Source organism: Modestobacter sp. VKM Ac-2983 (assembly GCF_026967885.1).
Classification (GTDB): domain Bacteria; phylum Actinomycetota; class Actinomycetes; order Mycobacteriales; family Geodermatophilaceae; genus Modestobacter.
This window is the reverse complement of the sequence record NZ_JAPVBK010000001.1, coordinates 504,044-519,026: the sequence shown is the minus strand read 5'-3', so window position 1 is coordinate 519,026 and position 14,983 is coordinate 504,044. Positions and strand designations below refer to the sequence as shown.

General features: G+C 74.4%; 14 protein-coding genes. 5 read left to right on the top strand and 9 right to left on the bottom strand.

Annotated elements, in window-relative coordinates:
* Nucleotides 1-248 precede the first annotated feature (248 nt).
* From O2W18_RS02390 to O2W18_RS02355, 8 genes are all read right to left on the bottom strand, one after another.
* The gene (locus O2W18_RS02390) at nt 249-602 is read right to left on the bottom strand and encodes a histone-like nucleoid-structuring protein Lsr2 (protein ID WP_269172175.1); all 354 of its coding nucleotides are present in this window, start codon (nt 600-602) and stop codon (nt 249-251) included.
* 140 nt (nt 603-742) lie between these two features.
* Nucleotides 743-2,248 carry a lysine--tRNA ligase gene (gene lysS / locus O2W18_RS02385; RefSeq protein ID WP_269185976.1) on the bottom strand — a complete coding sequence of 502 codons (1,506 nt, stop codon included), beginning with the start codon at nt 2,246-2,248 and terminating at the stop codon, nt 743-745.
* A 9-nt stretch (nt 2,249-2,257) separates the two neighbouring features.
* Complete coding sequence (locus O2W18_RS02380; RefSeq protein ID WP_269172177.1) at nt 2,258-3,082, bottom strand: type III pantothenate kinase; 825 nt, start codon at nt 3,080-3,082, stop codon at nt 2,258-2,260.
* A 1-nt stretch (nt 3,083) separates the two neighbouring features.
* Nucleotides 3,084-4,037 (bottom strand): carboxylating nicotinate-nucleotide diphosphorylase, encoded by a 954-nt coding sequence (gene nadC / locus O2W18_RS02375; RefSeq protein WP_269185975.1) that lies wholly within the window; start codon nt 4,035-4,037, stop codon nt 3,084-3,086.
* Complete coding sequence (locus O2W18_RS02370) at nt 4,034-5,701, bottom strand: L-aspartate oxidase (protein ID WP_269185974.1); 1,668 nt, start codon at nt 5,699-5,701, stop codon at nt 4,034-4,036. The genes nadC and O2W18_RS02370 overlap by 4 nt, the downstream gene beginning before the upstream one ends.
* 14 nt (nt 5,702-5,715) lie before the next feature.
* Nucleotides 5,716-6,129 (bottom strand): aspartate 1-decarboxylase, encoded by a 414-nt coding sequence (gene panD, locus O2W18_RS02365; protein ID WP_269185973.1) that lies wholly within the window; start codon nt 6,127-6,129, stop codon nt 5,716-5,718.
* A 17-nt stretch (nt 6,130-6,146) separates the two neighbouring features.
* On the bottom strand, nt 6,147-6,995 hold the full coding sequence (panC, locus tag O2W18_RS02360; protein WP_269185972.1) for a pantoate--beta-alanine ligase: 849 nt from the start codon (nt 6,993-6,995) through the stop codon (nt 6,147-6,149).
* The gene (locus tag O2W18_RS02355; RefSeq protein WP_269185971.1) at nt 6,992-7,948 is read right to left on the bottom strand and encodes a Rossmann-like and DUF2520 domain-containing protein; all 957 of its coding nucleotides are present in this window, start codon (nt 7,946-7,948) and stop codon (nt 6,992-6,994) included. Before O2W18_RS02355 ends, panC begins: the two co-directional genes overlap by 4 nt.
* 297 nt (nt 7,949-8,245) lie before the next feature.
* Here O2W18_RS02355 and O2W18_RS02350 point away from each other — a divergent pair, with 297 nt between their 5' ends.
* Nucleotides 8,246-8,998, top strand: a complete 753-nt coding sequence (locus O2W18_RS02350) for an SDR family oxidoreductase (RefSeq protein ID WP_269185970.1) — start codon at nt 8,246-8,248, stop codon at nt 8,996-8,998.
* An 83-nt stretch (nt 8,999-9,081) separates the two neighbouring features.
* Here the strand turns inward: O2W18_RS02350 and O2W18_RS02345 are convergent, their stop codons facing one another.
* Entirely contained in the window at nt 9,082-10,833 is a 1,752-nt protein-coding gene (locus O2W18_RS02345; protein WP_269185969.1) for a DUF6779 domain-containing protein, read from the bottom strand.
* Between the two features lie 410 nt (nt 10,834-11,243).
* On the opposite strand from O2W18_RS02345, the gene O2W18_RS02340 reads away from it, so the two are divergent.
* The 4 genes from O2W18_RS02340 (at nt 11,244) to O2W18_RS02325 (ending at nt 14,956) form a co-directional block, all read left to right on the top strand.
* Entirely contained in the window at nt 11,244-12,380 is a 1,137-nt protein-coding gene (locus tag O2W18_RS02340) for an ABC transporter ATP-binding protein (RefSeq protein WP_269185968.1), read from the top strand.
* A complete protein-coding gene (locus O2W18_RS02335; RefSeq protein ID WP_269185967.1) occupies nt 12,377-13,069 on the top strand; it encodes an ABC transporter permease in 693 nt (230 codons plus the stop codon). Before O2W18_RS02340 ends, O2W18_RS02335 begins: the two co-directional genes overlap by 4 nt.
* Complete coding sequence (locus tag O2W18_RS02330; protein ID WP_269185966.1) at nt 13,066-13,908, top strand: ABC transporter permease; 843 nt, start codon at nt 13,066-13,068, stop codon at nt 13,906-13,908. Before O2W18_RS02335 ends, O2W18_RS02330 begins: the two co-directional genes overlap by 4 nt.
* 88 nt (nt 13,909-13,996) lie before the next feature.
* Entirely contained in the window at nt 13,997-14,956 is a 960-nt protein-coding gene (locus O2W18_RS02325) for a glycine betaine ABC transporter substrate-binding protein (protein ID WP_269185965.1), read from the top strand.
* The last annotated feature ends 27 nt before the right edge of the window (nt 14,957-14,983 follow it).

Here is a 14,983-nt window from a genome sequence, read left to right as displayed (position 1 = left end):
ACGGTGGACACCCGACGTACGTCGGCGCGCTGGGGCACCGGTCGCTCCACTGTAGTTCGCACCACCCGGTCGGCGTCGAGAACAGGCCGTCGAACCGTCCGGGGGGCTCGATGGAGACAACTGTCCTCCCGGGAACGGTGTTCCCCCACGGTTACGCCATGAGCGGACGCACGACGGCCCGGCACCCCCAGGGAGGTGCCGGGCCGTCGTGGTGGCCCTCCTGCAGTGCAGCAGGAGACGGGCCTACGTCAGTGCGCTGCCTCGAAGGCCTCGACCACGCTGGCCGGGATGCGGCCGCGGTCGCTGACCTGGTGGCCGTTGCTGCGGGCCCAGTCGCGGATCGCGCCGGCCTGCTCGCGGTCCATCCGGCCGCCGCCACCGGTGGCCCGTGACCGACCGGCGCCCGACGCCCGGGTGCCACGGCTGCTCACCTTGCGGGCCGCCGCCACGTACTTGCCGAACACGTCGCGCATCTCTGCAGCGTTCTTGTCCGACAGGTCGATCTCGTACGTCGTCCCGTCGAGGGAGAACGTGACCGTCTCGTCAGCGGAGATGCTGTCGTCGAGGTCGTCGCTCAGGATCACCTGGACCTTACGTGCCATTGTCTGTTCACTCCTGTTGCTGCGGGGCCGTGGACTGTCGTCACTGCTCCCCCGTGATCGACGAGCCCATTGCACCACGAACTACGGCATTCAGGCCAATTCCGGGGCAATTTCACGACGAATGCCCCCGGACAGGTGAGTCATTGATGGAGAGGGCGCACCAAAGGGAACAGGATCGTCTCCCTGATCCCCAATCCGGTGAGCGTCATCATGAGCCTGTCCATGCCGAACCCGAGACCGCCCGTCGGTGGCATCCCGTACTCCAGGGCCTCGAGGAAGTCCTCGTCCAACGCCATTGCCTCCGGGTCCCCGGCGGCGGCCAGCAGCGCCTGCGCGGTGAACCGTTCCCGCTGGACGACCGGGTCCACCAGCTCCGAGTAGGCGGTGCCCTGCTCGATCCCCCCGATGTAGAGGTCCCACTTCTCGGCCTTGCCCGGCTCCGAACGGTGGGCGCGGGTGAGCGGTGAAGTGTCCACCGGGTAGTCGATGACGAACGTCGGCGACTGCAGCCCGTCCTGCACCAGCGCCTCGAAGAGCTCCTCGACCACCTTTCCGGGCAGCCAGGCCGGGTCGACGCCGATGTCGTGCCGTTCGGCGATCGTGCGCAACTGCTGCACCGTCGTCTGCGGGGTGATCTCCTCACCGACGGCGTCGGAGACCGCGGTGTAGAGCGACAGTTGCGGCCAGTCGCCGGAGAGGTCGAGTTCGGTGCCGTCGTGGTGCCGGGCGACGTGGTCACCGAACAGCGCCGTGCTGCACTCCTGGACCAGTTCCTGCGTCATCCGGGCCATTTCCTGGTAATCCCAGTACGCGGCGTAGGCCTCGAGCATCGCGAACTCCGGGGAGTGCGAGGAGTCGGCACCCTCGTTGCGGAAGTTCCGGTTGATCTCGAAGACGCGGTCCAGTCCGCCGACGATGCAGCGCTTCAGGAACAACTCAGGCGCGATGCGCAGGTAGAGGTCCAGGTCGAAGGCGTTCATGTGCGTGCGGAAGGGTCGGGCAGTGGCGCCGCCGTGCACGGTCTGCAGCATCGGCGTCTCGACCTCGAGGAAGCGACGCGCCGTCAGACCGGAACGCAGGGTGCTCATCACGGTGGACCTCTGGTGCACCGTGCGACGCGCCTCGTCCCGGACGATCAGGTCGACGTAGCGGCGGCGGACCCGCAGTTCCTCGCTCATCGGCTTGTGCGCCACCGGCAGGGGTCGCAGCGCCTTGGCGGCCAGCTGCCAGGAGTCGGCGAAGACCGACAGCTCCCCGCGCCGCGACGTCCCCACCTCGCCGGTGACCAGGACGTGGTCACCGAGGTCGACGTCGGACTTCCAGGCGGCGAGCGGCTCCTCGCCGACCCGGTCACGGGAGAGCATGACCTGCAGCTCGGTGTCGCCCTCGCGCAGCGTCGCGAAGCACAGCTTGCCGGTGTTGCGGGAGAAGATGACCCGCCCGGTGACGCCGACCTGCTCGCCGGTCATCGTGTCCGGCTCCAGGTCGGGGTGCGCAGCGCGCACCTCGGCCAGCGTGGTCGTGCGGGCGACGGTGACCGGGTAGGGGTCGACACCGGCTTCGCGCAGCCGGTCCAGCTTGGCCCGCCGCACCCGCAGCTGCTCGGGCAGTTCGTCCTCGGGCGGGCCGGGGGGTTCCTCACTCACGAGCAGAGCCTACGGGCGGCCGGACGACGTCCCGCCACCGCCGGACCCGCCGGAGGACTGGTGCCGCTCGAACGCCAGTCGCAGGCCGTGCACGGTGAGATCGGGCTCACGCTCCCCGATCGACCGGCAGCTGTCGACGAGCAGCGGGTGCAGTCCGCCGGTGGCCACCACCACCGGTGCCGCCCCGAACTGCGCGACCAGTTCGGCGGCGATCCGGGCGACCAGGCCGTCGACCAGACCGGCGAAGCCGAGGACCATACCGGACTGCAGGGCGGCGACGGTGTTCTTGCCGATCGCCTGGGTGGGGACGGTGAGCTCCACCGAGCGCAGCTGTGCGGCTCGGGCAGCCAGCGCATCCAGGCTCACCTCGACGCCGGGCGCGAGCGCGCCGCCGAGGAACTGCCCGTCCGGGCCCACCGCGTCGACGGTGGTGGAGGTGCCGAAGTCCACCACCACCACCGGCCGGCCGGTGCCGTCGGGGCGCCGGCCGTACAGCTCGTGGGCGGCCAGCGCGGTGACCACCCGGTCGGCGCCCACCTCACGCGGGTTGTCCACGTGCAGCGGCACCCCGGTGCGCACCCCGGGCCCGATCAGGGTGACCGGGACGGCGAGCCGGTCCAGCAGTTGCCGCAGCGCCGGGAGCAGCCCCGGCACGGTGGAGCAGACGGCGACCCCGGTGACCGCGGTGTCCCGCAGCAGCCCGCGCCACAGCATGTGCAGCTCGTCGGCGGTGGCCCGGGGCTGGGTCGTCACCCGCCAGCAGTCGAGCCGCCGGGCGCCGTCGAAGGTCGCCAGCACCGTCTGGCTGTTGCCGACGTCGACGGTCAGCAGCACGTCAGCCTGCCCGCAGGTCGAGCGCGAGGTCGAGGATCGGCGAGGAGTGGGTGAGCGCACCGACGGAGAGGAAGTCGATGCCCGTGTCGGCCACCTCCCGGGCGACCTCGAGCGTGAGCCCGCCGGTGGCCTCGAGATCGACGTCCAGGTCACCGACGAGCGCCACGGCCTGCCGGAGCTGGTCGGGGGTCATGTTGTCCAGCAGAAGGAAGTCCGCACCCGCGTCCAGCGCCTCGCCGACCTGGTCGAGGGTGTCGCACTCGACCTGCACGGTGACCCGAGGAGCGCGCTCCCGGACCAACGCCACCGCGGCGGCCACCGACCCGGCCGCGGCGACGTGGTTGTCCTTGATCATCGCCACGTCGTAGAGGCCCATCCGCTTGTTCGCCCCGCCGCCGCAGCGCACCGCGTACTTCTCCAGCGGGCGCAGCCCGGGGGTGGTCTTGCGGGTGTCCAGCACCACCGCGCCGGTGCCGGCGACGGCGTCGACCCAGGTTCGGGTGGCGGTGGCGATGCCGCTGGCCCGGCTGGCGATGTTCAGCGCGCTGCGCTCGGCGGCCAGCAGCGCCCGCACCGGGCCGCGGACGGTGAGCAGGACGTCGCCGCGGCGCACCCGGTCGCCGTCGGCCGCACCCGCGGTCAGCGTGGCGCCGGGGGCCAGCCGGGCGAACACCCGGGCGGCCACCGGGAGGCCGGCGACCACGCCGTCGGCCCGGGCCACGAGGTCCGCCGTCCCGAACTGGGCGCCGGGGACGGTCGCGGCGCTGGTCACGTCGTAGCCGACGGCGACGTCGGGGGCGCTGGGCAGCGGCGCGCCGCCGGTCAGGTCCTCGGTCAGCGTGCGCTCGACGAGCTCGGCGACCCAGGCGGCGCTCAGACCGGTGCCGGTGAGGTCGGTGGCGTCGGTGGGCAGCGGTCGGCTCGCCGGGGTGGTCACCGGCACATGCTCGCTCACCAGTCCACCGCCACGGGCTCGCCGACCGGGCGGCGGGTCAGCCGGACCCGCCCGTCGTCGGCGAGCTGCACGTCCAGGTGCAGCTGCCACTCCTCGACGGCCTCGGGGTGGTCCTCGCGCCAGTGGCAGCCGCGGGTCTCCTGGCGCGCGGCGGCCGCGGCGGTGATCGCGGTGGCCACGGTCAGCAGGTCGGTGGTCTCCCAGCCGGGCACCCCGGGGACGGCGGTGGTCCACTCCCCCAGCGTCGCGAGCTGCTCGGCGGCCTCGGCCAGCCCCGGACCGCTGCGCAGCGCAGCGACGCGGGCCGACATCGTCGTGGTCAGCGGCGCGCGGGCGGCCACGTCGACCAGCCCGGCCGGCCGGGGGTCCTCCGGCGCCGCCGCGGCGGGCACCGGCAGCTCCCGGGCCAGTGCTGCACCGATCCGCCCGGCGAAGACGAGCCCCTCCAGGAGCGAGTTCGACGCCAGCCGGTTGGCCCCGTGCACGCCGGTGCAGGCGACCTCGCCGCAGGCGTAGAGGCCGGGCACCGTGGTCCGCCCGGTCAGGTCGGTGGCCAGCCCGCCGGAGGCGTAGTGCGCGGCCGGCGTGACCGGCACCAGCTCGGTCACCGGGTCGATGCCGGCCTCCCGGCAGCGGGCCACGATGGTCGGGAACCGCTCGGCGAGCCCGGGGAGCCCGCGGGCGTCGAGCCAGACGTGGTCGACGCCGTCCCGCAGCTGCACCCGGGTGATCGCCTTGGCCACCACGTCCCGCGGGGCCAGCTCGGCGAGCGGGTGGACGGCGGGCATGAACCGCTCGCCCGCGTCGTCACGAAGCACCGCGCCCTCTCCCCGCAGCGCCTCGGAGACCAGCGGCTGCTGGCCGCGGGCGTCCGGGCCCAGGTAGAGGGCGGTGGGGTGGAACTGGACGAACTCCAGGTCGGTCGCGACCGCCCCGGCCCGCAGGCCCAGGGCGACGCCGTCGCCGGTGGAGACGGCCGGGTTGGTGGTGGCGGCGTACACCTGGCCCATCCCGCCGGTGGCGAGCACCACGGCCCGGGCCCGCACGGCGCCCACTCCGTCCGCGCTGCCCTCGCCGAGCACGTGCAGGGTGACGCCGGCGGCGCGGCCGTCGGCGTCCCGCAGCAGGTCGAGCACCATCGCGTGCTCGACGAGCGTCACGCCGGGGTCGGCGGCCACCGCGTCGCGCAGCGCCCGCTGGACCTCCGCCCCGGTGGCGTCGCCGCCGGCGTGCACGATCCGGTCGGTGGAGTGGCCGCCCTCCCGGGTCAGCAGCAGCCGCCCGGTCGGGCCCCGGTCGAACGCGGCCCCCCAGCTGATCAGCTGGTGCAGCCGCTCGGGCCCCTCGGTGACCAGCGCCTGGACGGCGTCGGCGTCGCAGAGCCCCACCCCGGCCACCTCGGTGTCCCGGGCGTGCGCGGCCGGGGTGTCGGCCGGGTCCAGGACCGCGGCGATCCCGCCCTGCGCCCAGCGCGTCGAGCCGTCGTCCACCTCCACCTTGGTGACGACGGCGACCGAGAGCCCCGCCGCGCGGGCGTGCAGGGCCACGCAGAGCCCGGCGACCCCGGAGCCCACCACGCAGACGTCGGCGGTCAGCTCCCAGCCAGGGGCGGGGGCACGTAGCCGCAGCGGCAGCCCCGGGCCCAGGTCCGCAGAAATGGCCATTTCTGCGGAGAGGCTCACCGGACCGGGACGCCGAGGTCGCTGCGCTGCTGGTCCGGCGCTCCCGGCACCGGGGCGGAGGGGTCGGCGCCCAGCTCGACGACGCGGTTCTCCGCGTCGACGTGCACGACCGCCGGCAGGTAGGACTTGGCCTCGGACTCGTCCATCAGGCCGTAGCTGATCAGGATCACCAGGTCGCCCGGGTGCACCAGGTGCGCGGCGGCACCGTTGATGCCCAGCACGCCGGTGCCGCGTTCGCCGGGGATGACGTAGGTCTCCAGCCGGGCGCCGTTGGTGACGTCGACGATCGCCACCTGCTCACCGGCCAGCAGGTCGGCGGCGTCCATCAGGTCCTCGTCGACGGTGACCGACCCGACGTAGTGCAGGTCGGCCTGGGTCACCGTGGCCCGGTGGATCTTGCTCTTGAGCATGGTGCGCATCATCAGCGTTACCCCAGTTCCACAGCGGTGTTGTCGATCAGGCGGGTGCTGCCGGCGCGGGCGGCGATCAGCAGCCGGGCGGGTCCGGCGACGGGCGCCGGTCCCAGATCTGGATCGGTCAGCTCCAGGTAGTCCTGGAGCAGGTCGGGGGCCTCGGCCAGGACGGCGCGGGCCGCGGCCAGGACGGCGTCGGCGCCCTGCGGGCCTGCCTGGACACCGGCACGCAGTGCTGCGGACAACGCGGCAGCGGCCCTGCGCTGTTCCGCCGAGAGGAACCGGTTGCGGGAGGACAGCGCCATGCCGTCGTCCTCGCGGACCGTCGGGACGCCGACCACCTGCACCCCCAGCGCCAGCTCGCGGGCCATCGCCCGGATCAGCGTCAGCTGCTGGTAGTCCTTCTCGCCGAAGACGGCGACGTCCGGGCGGACCAGGCCGAAGAGCTTCGCGACCACGGTCAGCACGCCGGCGAAGTGCCCGGGGCGGACGGCGCCCTCCAGCACCTCCCCCAGCGGCCCGGGGCGCACGGTGACCCCCTGCGCACCGGGTGGGTACACCTCGTCGACCGGCGGGTGGAACACCAGGTCGGCGCCCTCCTCCGCCAGCGCGGCCAGGTCGGCGTCCCAGGTACGGGGATAGCGGTCGAAGTCCTCGCCGGGGCCGAACTGGGTCGGGTTGACGAACACCGAGACGACGACGCTGCCGCCGTGCTCGCGGGCGGCGCGGACCAGCGTGCGGTGCCCCTCGTGCAGCGCGCCCATGGTGGGCACGAGCACGACCGGCCCGGGCAGGTCGGCCCGCAGCCGGCGCAGCTCCGCGGTCGTCTCCGCGACCACCGGCGACCGGAGGGACAGGCTCATCGCGCCGCCTCCTCGGCCGCGTCGAGCAGCTCCAGCAGCGGAGCCCCCTCGTGCCGCTTGAGCCGGCCGGCGGCCAGCGCCCGCTCGGTGGTGCGCCGGGCCAGGGCCACGTAGGCGTCGACCGCGGCGGGCGCGCGCTCGCTCAGCGTCTCCAGGTGCGCGGCCACGGTGCCGACGTCGCCGCGGCTGACCGGGCCGGTGAGCCCGCGGTCGCCGCGGCGCAGCCCGTTGTCCAGGGCTGCGGTCAGCAGCGGGGTGAGCACCCGGCCCGGCTCGTCCACGCCGGCAGCCCGGAGCAGGTCGGCGGCCTCGGCGACCAGCGTGACCAGGTGGTTCGCGCCGGTGACCAGCGCCGCGTGGTAGAGCCCGCGGTCGGCCTCGTCGATCCAGAACGGCTCGCCGCCCATCTCCAGCACCAGGGTCTCCGCGACCGGGCGGTGCTCGGGCCGGCTGGTGACCCCGAACGGCGCGGCCACCAGCCGGGCGGCGTCCTCGGGGGCGCCGGAGAAGGTCATCGCCGGGTGCAGCGCCAGGGTCAGGACCCCGCGGCGCTCGGCCGGCAGCAGCACGGCCAGGCCGTGCGCACCGGAGGTGTGGAAGAGCAGCTGACCGCGCCGCCAGGCACCGGTCTCGCCGAGGCCGGCGACCAGGCCGGCGAGGGTGTCGTCGGGCACGGCGAGGACCACCAGGTCGCTGGCGGCGACGACCTCGTCGGCGGGCAGCAGCGGGACACCGGGGAGCAGGCGGGCCGCGCGTTCGGCGGAGGCGGCGGACACCCCGGAGGCGGCGACCACCTCGTGGCCGGCAGCGGCGAGCGCGGCACCGAGCACGGCACCGACCCGGCCGGCGCCGACGATCCCGACCCGCAGACGGGCGGGGGCCTCGGCCGCTGCGGGCAGGCCCGCGGGCAGGGCGGCAGGGCGCGCAGGCAGCGCGCGGGGACGGTCGGGCATCCCGGTGCACCTCTCGTTCCAGTCCCTCGCGGGTACCGGACTCAGGTCGCGTCGACCCACGTCGTCGTGGGCCGTGTGGTGGAGCGGTCGGTCCCGGCGAGCCACCTGCTGCAACCGACCCGGGGGACGTGTCACGCGGGTGTACCGCCGATGGCGAGTCTGTTACCCGTGGCCGCCCCGGGCAACGCCGCCGGGGTGTGTCCTGACTCACCCGGGTCATCACCGGAGCCGGATCTGCCCGTGATTGGGTGGGGCCGGCCGGCAGCGGAGCCGGCTCTGGTGAGCAGGAGGAGCACGGTGAGCAGCTTCGAGGGACGCACGGCACTGGTCACGGGCGCGAGCCGGGGCATCGGCCTGGCGATCGCCCAGAGCCTGGTGGAGCGAGGCGCCCGGGTGGTGGTCACCGCCCGCAAGCCCGACGCGCTCGCCGAGGCGGTCGAGGCGCTCGGCGGCCCGGAGAAGGCGGTCGCCGTGGCCGGCAACGTCGGCGACCCCGAACACCGCGCCGAGGCCGTCCGCACCGCGATCGACACCTTCGGCAGCCTGGACGTGCTGGTGGGCAACGTCGGCATCAACCCGGTCTTCGGCCCGCTGATGGACGCCCCGCTGGACGCCTTCCGCAAGATCCTGGACACCAACGTCGTCTCCAGTCTGGGCCTGGTCCAGGAGGCCTGGAAGGCGTGGATGTCCGAGCACGGCGGCTCGGTGCTGATCGTGGCGTCGGTCGCCGGGCTGAAGTCCAGCGAGGGGATCGCGGCCTACGGCGTCAGCAAGGCCGCGCTGATCAACCTCACCACGCAGCTGGCCGTGGAGCTCGGCCCCAAGGTGCGGGTCAACGCCGTCGCCCCGGCCGTGGTGAAGACCCGGTTCGCCGAGGCCCTGTTCACCGGCCGCGAGGACGAGCTGGGCGGCCAGTACCCGGTCGGGCGGCTCGGTGTGCCCGAGGACATCGGCGAGGCGGCCGCGTACCTGCTGAGCGACCAGGCCGGCTGGGTCACCGGCCAGACGCTGGTCCTCGACGGCGGAGCCCTGTCCCGCGGCCCCATCTGACGAAGGACCCCTCTGCCCCCCACGCCTCGCGAGCTCGGCGCGGGGCCCTGCAGAGGGGCCGGAACCGCACCTGCGGGGGGCGGTCAGGTGCGGCCGAGCACCCGGGCGAGGACGTCGTCGCCGGCGTCCTCGCCCTCCTCGCGGTAGCGGCGGCGCCGGGACCGCCCGCCGCTGGGCGCAGAGACCCCGCTCTCGGCCAGGATCTGCTCCAGCCGGGCGTGCCCCTGCGCCGTCGCCCCCTGCGTCGTCGCCGTAGCCCGCGGCGCCGGCTCCGCGGCCGCCGGGGTGACGGGGGCGGCCGACCACGGGGTCGGCTCCCAGGACGGCGACTCCACCGAGGGTGCGGCACCCGTCGAGGTCGGCTCGATCGCCCGCTCCCACGAGGGCCGTTCCACCGACGGCGTCCCGTACGACGCCCAGGCCGGCGACCCGCCGGACGGCTCCTCCGCGGGCGACCGGCCCTCGGACGGCGTCGCGATGACGGGCGGCTCGGCGGGCGACGCCCACGACGGGGTCTCCGCTCCCGGTGTGCCGGACCCGGAGCCGGCGGACGCAGTCGCCCAGTCCGACCAGCTGGGGCTCGCCGCGGCCTGCTCCTCCGGTGCGGCATGGCTGCGCCGGCGGCCGTTCGAGGGGGCGACGCCGGCCGCCTCGTCGGGCTCCGCAGCCCGGCGGTGCCGATGCCGCGGCGGCTCGAGGGGGTCCGACATCGCAGCCACGAGGTCGGACACGCGGAGCGCCGGCTCGGGCACGCGCGGAGCAGGCTCGGGGTCGGGTTCGGGGACGCGCAGGGCGGGCTCGGGCTCGGGCACGGCGAGCTCCGGCTCGGGCAGGACCGGCTCGGGCACGCGCAGGGCGGGCTCGGGCACGCGCAGGACAGGCTCGGGCAGTGGCGGCCGGGACGGCATCGGCACCACCGGCACCTCAGCGGCCGGACGGCCGGCCGCGTCGAGAAGGGCCTTCTCCCCCAGCCAGGCCAGCGGCGACTTCGGGCTCGGCTCGACCCACGGCTCGAGCACCGCCTCCTCGACCAGCCACTCCAGCGGCGAGGGCGGCCGGTGCCGGTCCGCCGACTCCTCCGGCGGCGCAGGAGCCCTGCTGATCGACGGCGCGGGGATGTCGAGGGCCTCGGCGACCGACACCGGGAGGACCCGGCCGGGCTCGGCGGGTGCGTCCGGCCCGGCCGGCGAGGACGTCCACACGGAGGTCTGCCACGCCGGCGGGGCACCCTCCACCGTGCGACCGACGTCGGCGGTCTGTGCCGGTCCACGGACGGACTGCGCTCGCATCACCATGCGCTCGATCAGCAGCTCACCGGACAGCTGCTCGGTCAGCTCGCTGCGCATCCGCCCGAGGTCACCGCGCAACTCGCCCAGCCCGGCCAGCTCGGTGCGCAGCTGCTCCAGCCCGCTCAGCTCGCTGCGCAGCCCGGTCAGGGCGGCGAGCTCGGTGCGCAGCCGACCGAGTTCTCCAGTCATGGACTGCTCTGCCTCGCGCCGCAGCCGGTTCTCCAGCTCGGCCGCGTGCTCGTGCCGGGCGGCGACCTCGTGCGCCAGCTCCAGGTCGTAGGCGTGCTGGAGCTCGGCCTCCCGAGCGGTCGCGGCCATCCGGTCGGCACGCCGGCTGCCGGCCAGGAACGCAGCGATCACGAAGGCCCAGCAGACGGCGAGCAGCGCGACCCGCAGGTACAGCGGGTCCTCGGTGAGGAAGGCCGCGGCCGTGGCCGGCACGGCGAGCAGCAGAGCGATGCCCGACCACACCCGCTGGGCCGCGGACCCCTGTACCGGCTCGACGACCGACGGCGTCACCCGGACGGCGGCCGGGCGGGACGGCACGGGCGGGAGAGGACTGCGGGCGGGGACTCCGTCGTCGCGGCGACCTCCCATGCCGGCAGCCTACGGGCGGCTGCCGCCGACACCGGTCAACTCCGCTCCGTACGCGCCGGGTGTCTCTCCGCCAGGTCGGCGGGGCGAGGACCACTGCCGCGGGGCAAGAGCCACCGGCCCAGGACGAGCACGTCGACGCCGACGGATCGGTCGTGCACGACGCGATGTGTTTCGATGGTGCCCGCGCTGCGAACCCCCTCGGGGCAGCACCGGTCGAACCTGCCGCAGCCGCCCGTCGATCGAGGAGTGCCGGTGGCCACACCCATCTCCGTGCGGACGACGGACACCCACAGCAGCGCACCGCCCACCCACCACCGTCGACTCCGGCCCAGTGCACCCCAGCCGCAGGGAGGACCCCGATGATCCGTTTCGACGCGGTGTCGAAGGCATACCCCGACGGGACCGTCGCGGTCGACGAACTGAGCCTGACGGCACCCTCGGGCCAGATCACCGTGCTCGTCGGACCGTCCGGCTGCGGCAAGACCACCAGCCTGCGGATGGTCAACCGGATGGTCGAGCCGACCTCCGGCACGATCACGATCGACGACCGCGACGTCACCTCGGTGCCCGCCACCGACCTGCGCCGGAGCATCGGGTACGTCATCCAGCACGCCGGGCTGTTCCCGCACCGGACCGTCGTGGACAACGTGGCCACCGTCCCGATGCTCACCGGGACGGGCCGTCGGCAGGCGCGCCGGCGGGCGATCGAGCTGATGGAGCTGGTCGGACTGCCGGCCTCCTTCGCCGACCGCTATCCCGCCCAGCTCTCCGGCGGTCAGCAGCAACGGGTGGGCGTTGCCCGGGCGCTGGCGTCCGACCCGCCGGTCATGCTGATGGACGAGCCGTTCAGCGCCGTCGACCCGGTGGTCCGCGACCAGCTGCAACAGGAGTTCCTGAGGCTGCAGGGCGAGCTGGGCAAGACGATCCTGTTCGTCACCCACGACATCGACGAGGCCATCACGCTCGGCGACCGGGTCGCGGTCCTGGCCGTCGGCGGGAGACTGGCCCAGGTGGCCGCCCCCGCCGACCTGCTGGCCACTCCCGCCGACCCCTTCGTGGCCGAGTTCGTGGGTCGCGACCGCGGTTACCGGGCGCTGGGGTTCATCTCCGCCGAGGTGGCCGTGGCGACCGAGCCGGCCGTGACCCTCGGCTCGCCCGTGGCCCGGGCGCACGACGTCGCCGTCGACGACTGGGTGCTCGTGGTCGACGACGGGGACCTCCCGCAGGGCTGGCTGCACCTCCGGGCCCACCCCGACGGAGGCCCAGGACCCGCGCCGGGCGACGTCGTCACCCCCGGCCTGCTCAACCTGGGCGGCACCCTGTCCCCGATCGGCGGCACCCTGCGCGAGGCCCTGGACGCCGCGCTCTCCTCACCCAGCGGCCGGGGTGTGGTGGTCGACGAGGGCGGGCGGCTCGTCGGCTCGGTCCGGGCCGGCACCGTGCTGGAGCACCTGCACGCCGCGACCGCGGACCCCTCGGCCCAGGTCAGGCCATGAACTCGGAGACCGGATCGGCGCCCTGGGACGTGTTCGGCTACTTCGCCGACCACCGCGCCGAGGTGCTGGACCTGCTGTGGGCGCACACCTGGCTCTCGGTCCTGCCCGTGGTCGTCGGCCTGCTGGTGGCCTTCCCGATCGGCTGGCTCGCCCGCCGGTACCGGTGGGCGTACCCGCCGGTCGTCTCGGTGTCCGGGCTGTTGTACACCATCCCCTCGCTGGCGTTGTTCGTCGTCATGCCGACCCTGCTGGGCACCCAGATCCTCGACCCGGTCAACGTGGTCATCGCATTGACGATCTACACCGTCGCGCTGCTGGTGCGGGTGGTCGCCGACGGCCTGGCCGCCGTCCCCGAGGACGCCGTGCAGGCGGCCACCGCGATGGGCTTCACCCGCCTGCAGCGGCTGCGGACCGTGGAGCTCCCGCTGGCCGTCCCGGTCATCGCCGCGGGCCTGCGGGTGGCCATGGTGGCCAACGTCAGCCTGGTCGCCATCGCGGCGACCATCGGGATCCCCCAGCTCGGCCAGCTGTTCATCACCGGGTTCCAGCTGTCGGTGACCGGCCCCTACTACCCGCCGATCGTGCTGGGCATCGTCCTGTCCGTCGCGCTGGCGCTGCTGCTCGACCGGTCCATCGTCCTCGGCGCCCGGCTCATCACCCCGTGGCAGCGGGTGTCGGCGGCCCGATGAACGACGTGCTCCTGTGGCTCAACGACCCGCAGAACTGGACCGGTACCCGGGTCACCCCCGGCATCGTCGAGCAGGCCTCCGCGCACCTGGCCTACACCGCGATCGCCCTGTCGATCGCCGGGGTGATCGCCTTCCCGCTGGGGCTCGTCCTCGGCCACACCGGCCGGGCGTCCTGGCTGGTCTCGGTGGCCAACGGGCTGCGGGCGCTGCCGACGGTCGGCCTGCTGATCCTCCTGTACGTCATGGTCTCGCCGTTGATCAGCGGCCGCGGGGACGCCGTCTACCTGGTGCCGACGGAGATCGCCCTGGTCCTGCTGGCCCTGCCGGCGATCCTGGCCAACACCTACGCCGGGGTGCGCAACGTGTCCCCGGACGCCCGCGATGCGGCCCGCGGCATGGGCATGACCGGCCGGCAGGTGCTGTTCCGCGTCGAGCTGCCCAACGCGCTCCCGTTGGTGTTCTCCGGCCTGCGGAGCGCCGCACTGCAGGTCATCGCCACCGCGACGATCGCGGCCTACGTCGGGCTCGGTGGCCTGGGCCGCTACGTGTACGACGGGCTGGCCAGCCGGGACTTCGGCCAGATGGCCGGCGGCGCCATCCTGGTCGCCGCGCTGGCCCTGCTGGTCGACCTGGCGCTCTCGCTGCTGCAGCGCGCCACCGTCTCACGCGGCGTCTCCGGCCGGTTCTCCCGCCGGTCGACCCGCGACAGCCGCAGCGCCTCGGTGACCGTGGTGCGCCCCGAGCCACCGAGGGGCGGGCCCGAGGGTGGCCGGTCCCCACGGCAGGCGACCACCGCGGCCGCTGACCTGACCCCCTCCGGCGACCACACCTCGAGGTGACCCGGTCCCCCGTTCCGCGGGTGGCACCCGCCACCCGGCACCCAGTGACCCGGCGCGCCGCGCCGCGGCCGACCCCAGGAGAGACCACATGAACCGCAGGATCGCCACGGCGCTGACCGGCGGGACCGCCCTGCTCACCGCGCTGACCGCGTGCGGAGAGTCCGGCAGCAGCAGTGCGGGAGGGGGCGAGAGCACCCCCGCCGGGGGCGGCGACACCATCGCCGCCGAGCTGGTCCTCGGCGGGCCGCCGGAGTTCCAGACCCGACCCGACGGCGTCCCCGGCCTGGAGGACGTCTACGGCGTCACCTTCGGTGAGTTCCGCAGCCTGGACGCCGGCGGCCCGCTCACCATCAACGCGCTGGCCAACGGCCAGATCGACGCAGCCGACGTCTTCACCACCGACCCGAACATCGCGGCCAACGACTGGGTCGTCCTCGAGGACCCGGAGAACCTCTTCGCCGCGCAGAACGTGGTCCCGCTGATCAGCACCGAGGAGGCCACCGACGGCGTCGCCGCCGTGCTGAACGCGGTGTCCGCGGAGCTCACCACCGAGGACCTCATCGCGCTCAACGAGCAGGTGATCATCGACCGGCAGGACCCGGCCGCGGTCGCCGGGCAGTGGCTGGCCGAGAAGGGCCTGGACGCGACGGGCACGCAGGCCGCCGGGACGGACCTCACCATCGGGTCGGCCAACTTCCCGGAGAACATCACCCTGGCCAACATCTACGCGCAGGCGCTGCAGGCCCAGGGCGCGACGGTCGAGACCCAGCTCAACATCGGCAGCCGGGAGGTCTACATGCCCGCCCTGCAGGACGGGTCGATCGACCTGATCCCGGAGTACTCCGGTGTGCTGCTGGAGCACTTCGACGAGGAGGCGACCGCGGTCAGCTCCGAGGAGGTCTACGCCGCGCTCCCCGAGGCCCTGCCGGAGAACCTGACCGTGCTCGAGCAGTCGGAGGCCCAGGACAAGGACGCCATCGTCGTGACCCGGGAGACCGCCGAGGAGTACGGCCTGACCTCGATCGCCGACCTGGCCGAGCAGCCCTGACCCGTCGGCGGTCCGGCCGGGCGGGCT